The organism is Nostoc flagelliforme FACHB-838 (assembly GCF_014698065.1).
Lineage (GTDB): Bacteria > Cyanobacteriota > Cyanobacteriia > Cyanobacteriales > Nostocaceae > Nostoc > Nostoc flagelliforme_B.
On the sequence record NZ_JACJSI010000512.1, the window covers coordinates 1 to 3,646 of the forward strand.

Below are 3,646 nucleotides of genomic sequence, written 5' to 3' on the forward strand. Positions count from 1 at the left end.
TTCTGATTGCTTTATATGCTGCCCCATTTTCTCCACCAGTTGTTTGATGCTGGCTGGAGTCTTTTCCCAATCTGAGTCGGAAATTTCAATTCCGTAGGCGAGGCAGTTTTCATCCATGCCTCTTAATCTACCATCTCAGTAACCCATTTTTGACTGTAGCGTTTCTTATCCTGTGAACGGTTACAAAAAATATGGGGATAGGTAAAGCAGTCGCCAGTGCTTCAATACTAACATTTTTAATAGATTGTAATAAATTTATCAGGATTTTTAGTAATAAATATTCTGCACGTCCCAATTCTCGCTTGAGGTTTGTCTCGTAGAATTCTGGTAACATTATCATTAAATAGAGCTTGTTGCAAATGAAGGCTCTTTTTCTTTTACCACAAATTGCTACACTCTTTGCAATATAAGCATTCTAAAGCATTTTGTCCCCCCGCAAGATATTTAATATAACCACAATTATCCTACCAATTTTTAGTATTTTGGTTAAAATGCCAGCTTTTTTGTTCTCTGTGATAAATCCTAATTTCAATACTAAAAAAGCATTTATATCTTGCAAAATACGCCAAAAGATGACAATATTTAATTTTGAAAAAACTCAATAAATTTTTATTCATTTTTACCTGTTCCCCGTTCCCTATCTCTACAAGTAGTTCAGAAATCAAATCGGATTCCTATATAAACGCACCCGCAGTTGATTTATACTGCTGCTTTGATTAATAAATAAAATAACAGATAAACATTTGTTTTAAATGAGATGTCCATGCAAAGAAGATCCATCTAACCACAGTGGTAACTATAGCGTTTTTAAGTGATTAGAAACTAGAAAAAAGTTGTTGTGGTTTACCCCAAAGGTCTAAATCAAACCAACCATCATCTTTCTGATTGGTTGGTAGTGAAGGGCCAATAATATTGACTGTAACTCCATAACGAGAAACGAAGTCAAAGATGATTGGTGTTTGGTGATAATCTTTTAAGATGCAAATCTGCAAGCGTAGTCGGTAAGATTGACTGTTTTTAGTATTTGATGATTTAGTCATAGATTCTACAGATATCTAGATGAAATAGCAATAGTAAACACCATAATCCCGGTCAAGAATGTGCTAATTCCATGATTTTTAAATGAAAAATAGCAGATGGGTAGAAATGACCCAGCTGCTAGTGAGAAGGGAGTAACGATAACTCTGATTAACCCTCTTCTAAGAAACCAGATTTTCTGAGGGCTGAGGAATAAGCTCAAAGCCAAAAGCCTGGGCTTTTTTGTGGAGATTATTGACCATTCGCTCACGATAACGTTGCTCATAATAATCCATGCCAGGATCGGTGTAATCTCCTCCGGTTGTCCAAAGTTTGTAAAAAATTCGCGCAATCTTATGAGCAGTGGCAGTAATGGCTTTAGGAGAGTCAAGTCGAGAACGTAAGCGACAATAAAACGCACCCAAAGCAGAATTACTTTTTCCGGCAGTTTGTGCTGCCATGCGAAAAGCGTTTGCAGCACGGTTGACTACTGGACGAGTTTGAGAACTTTTAATCTTGCCACCAGTAATACGACTACCAGGACAAAGACCAAGCCAGGAGGTAAAGTGCTTAACTGTAGGGAATCGGCTGCGATCTAAACCAACTTCAGAAAGAATAATTTGTACTGTCAGGACACCTTGACCGTCAACACGGGTAAATCTATACCACTCATGCGGTAAAAATGAGTACGCAAATCAAAGTTAGGTTCATTACCTTGAGGTTTGTGGCGAATATGCTTTCAACCGCTTTTTTCACTCTGGGGAAATAAAAATTGGGGCTAAATGATGAAACTTAGATTTAGCGGAAAGATTAGCGATCGCAAGCTAATAGAAACCTTTAAACAAAGCTCTACAGTTAAAATCCTATCTGGGCAAGGGTTACAGATTATTCTCTGCTGAAAGTGACAAAAGCGTCCGAGGAAAGCGATCGCATTCCCAATGGATGTAAAGAAACATTTCTGTTTCTTAGAAGAGGGTTAACTACCCAGCATGGATAAATTCTTTGGCAGTATTCTGGGAATGATTCACCGCTAAAGCAAACTCTTTGAGGACATCTTGCAATCTTTGGTCTATTTCTTCATCGAGTTGCACGCTACCATCTGACTGGATTTGAATTTGCTTATCGACTGCGTACACTGTACTCAATATATGCCGTGCGCCTAGTTCTGATAGCACAGGTTTTAAGGCATACTCTACTGATAACAAATGTGCTATGGTTCCACCTGTAGCTACTGGTAAGATGATTTTCCCTAGCAATGCTTTCTGGGGTAATAAATCTAGGAATGCTTTGAGTACGCCTGTGTAGGCTGCTTTATAAATAGGAGTTGCAATAATTACACCGCTTGCTTTTTCTAGCAGTGCTTTTGGCTGTTGTAATGCGGCACTATCGTAACGTCCATAAGCTAAGTCTTCGGCTGGTAAATCACGTACAGAGATGATATTAGTGGGTAAATCTTTTTGCTGTGACAGAATTTGAGCAGCGTATTCCAAAATAGCGTAGGTTCTGGAAGGGTGAGAGGGACTGCCGGCGATCGCTAATATATGTGCCATGTTGAGTTAAACCTTTTGGGATTTTAAACGCAGAGGTACGCGGAGAGAAGCGCAGAGGTACGCGGAGTGTTTTTTAATCTACGGTGGCGATTTGCTGTTTGGGGAATTCTTGGTTGGCTACAACTTCCCCAAAGGGACTTAATAGTTGCGGTTCTAATGTTGGCTGATTGTCTAGGGGTAAACGAGGAAAAAGTAATTCTGCTACCCGATATGCTTCTTCTAGGTGGGGATAACCAGAGAAGATAAAGGTATCGATACCTATTTCTTGATATTCCAGCATTCTCTGAGCAACGGTATCGGGATCACCTACTAAAGCTGTGCCAGCACCACCACGCACTAAACCGATTCCTGCCCATAAATTCGGGCTAATTTCTAAGGCTTCACGAGAGCCGTTGTGTAATTCTTTCATCCGGCGTTGTCCTTCGGAATCCATGCGGGCGTAGGCTTGTTGCGTTTTGGCGATCGCATCTTCATCTACGTAGCGAATCAAATTGTTAGCTGCATCCCAGGCTTGGCTTTCTGTTTCTCGCACAATCACGTGCAGACGAATCCCAAAACGTAATGTTCTCCCTTGGGCTGCTGCTAACCGACGTACAGAGGCAATCTTTTGGGCAACTTGTTCTGGTGGTTCGCCCCAAGTTAAATATACATCTACGTGTTTGGCTGCAATTTCTTGAGCAATCGGGGAAGAACCTCCAAACCACAAAGGCGGATGAGGTTTCTGGATTGTGGGAAATAATAGCTTACCACTTTGGATATTCAGATAATCTCCCTGAAAATCAGCAGTTTCTCCAGCTGCAATCTCTCGCCAAACTGCCAGAAATTCATCTGTTAATCTGTAGAACTCTTGCAAAAGTGTTTTGTGATATAATTAGGGGTTTGGGAATTTGCAATTAGGACTTTGAGGAGCAGTGAAAATAGAGAACGCCAAACAGCTTACTGCAAAAAAATTTAAGCGAATGACTAGAGTGAGCCGTAAAACCTTTGAATTAATGGAAGATGATGTTAAAGCTGATGAAAAAAAGAAAAAGAAATCTGGTCGTCGTCCTAAATTAATAATTGAAGACCAAGTTTTAATG

3 protein-coding genes and 4 pseudogenes are annotated in these 3,646 nt (G+C 40.0%); 1 reads left to right on the forward strand and 6 read right to left on the reverse strand.

Features of this window, described 5'->3' with window-relative positions:
* Nucleotides 1–184 precede the first annotated feature (184 nt).
* From H6G97_RS54300 to H6G97_RS47665, 6 genes and pseudogenes are all read right to left on the reverse strand, one after another.
* A pseudogene (locus H6G97_RS54300) lies at nucleotides 185–334 on the reverse strand (IS4 family transposase); the annotation flags it as partial.
* Between the two features lie 481 nt (nucleotides 335–815).
* Nucleotides 816–1,040: an NIL domain-containing protein gene (locus H6G97_RS47650; RefSeq protein ID WP_190947323.1), complete on the reverse strand. Its 225-nt coding sequence runs from the start codon at nucleotides 1,038–1,040 to the stop codon at nucleotides 816–818.
* Between the two features lie 159 nt (nucleotides 1,041–1,199).
* Complete coding sequence (locus H6G97_RS54305; RefSeq protein ID WP_242056123.1) at nucleotides 1,200–1,478, reverse strand: hypothetical protein; 279 nt, start codon at nucleotides 1,476–1,478, stop codon at nucleotides 1,200–1,202.
* Nucleotides 1,479–1,487: 9 nt separating this feature from the next.
* Nucleotides 1,488–1,649: pseudogene (locus tag H6G97_RS54310) on the reverse strand (transposase); the annotation flags it as partial.
* Nucleotides 1,650–1,997: 348 nt separating this feature from the next.
* A complete protein-coding gene (gene ssuE, locus H6G97_RS47660) occupies nucleotides 1,998–2,567 on the reverse strand; it encodes an NADPH-dependent FMN reductase (RefSeq protein ID WP_190947324.1) in 570 nt (189 codons plus the stop codon).
* A gap of 73 nt (nucleotides 2,568–2,640) precedes the next feature.
* A pseudogene (locus H6G97_RS47665) lies at nucleotides 2,641–3,408 on the reverse strand (LLM class flavin-dependent oxidoreductase); the annotation flags it as partial.
* Between the two features lie 70 nt (nucleotides 3,409–3,478).
* Between H6G97_RS47665 and H6G97_RS47670 the strand changes: the two are divergent.
* Nucleotides 3,479–3,646 (forward strand): annotated as a pseudogene (locus H6G97_RS47670) (IS5/IS1182 family transposase); the annotation flags it as partial.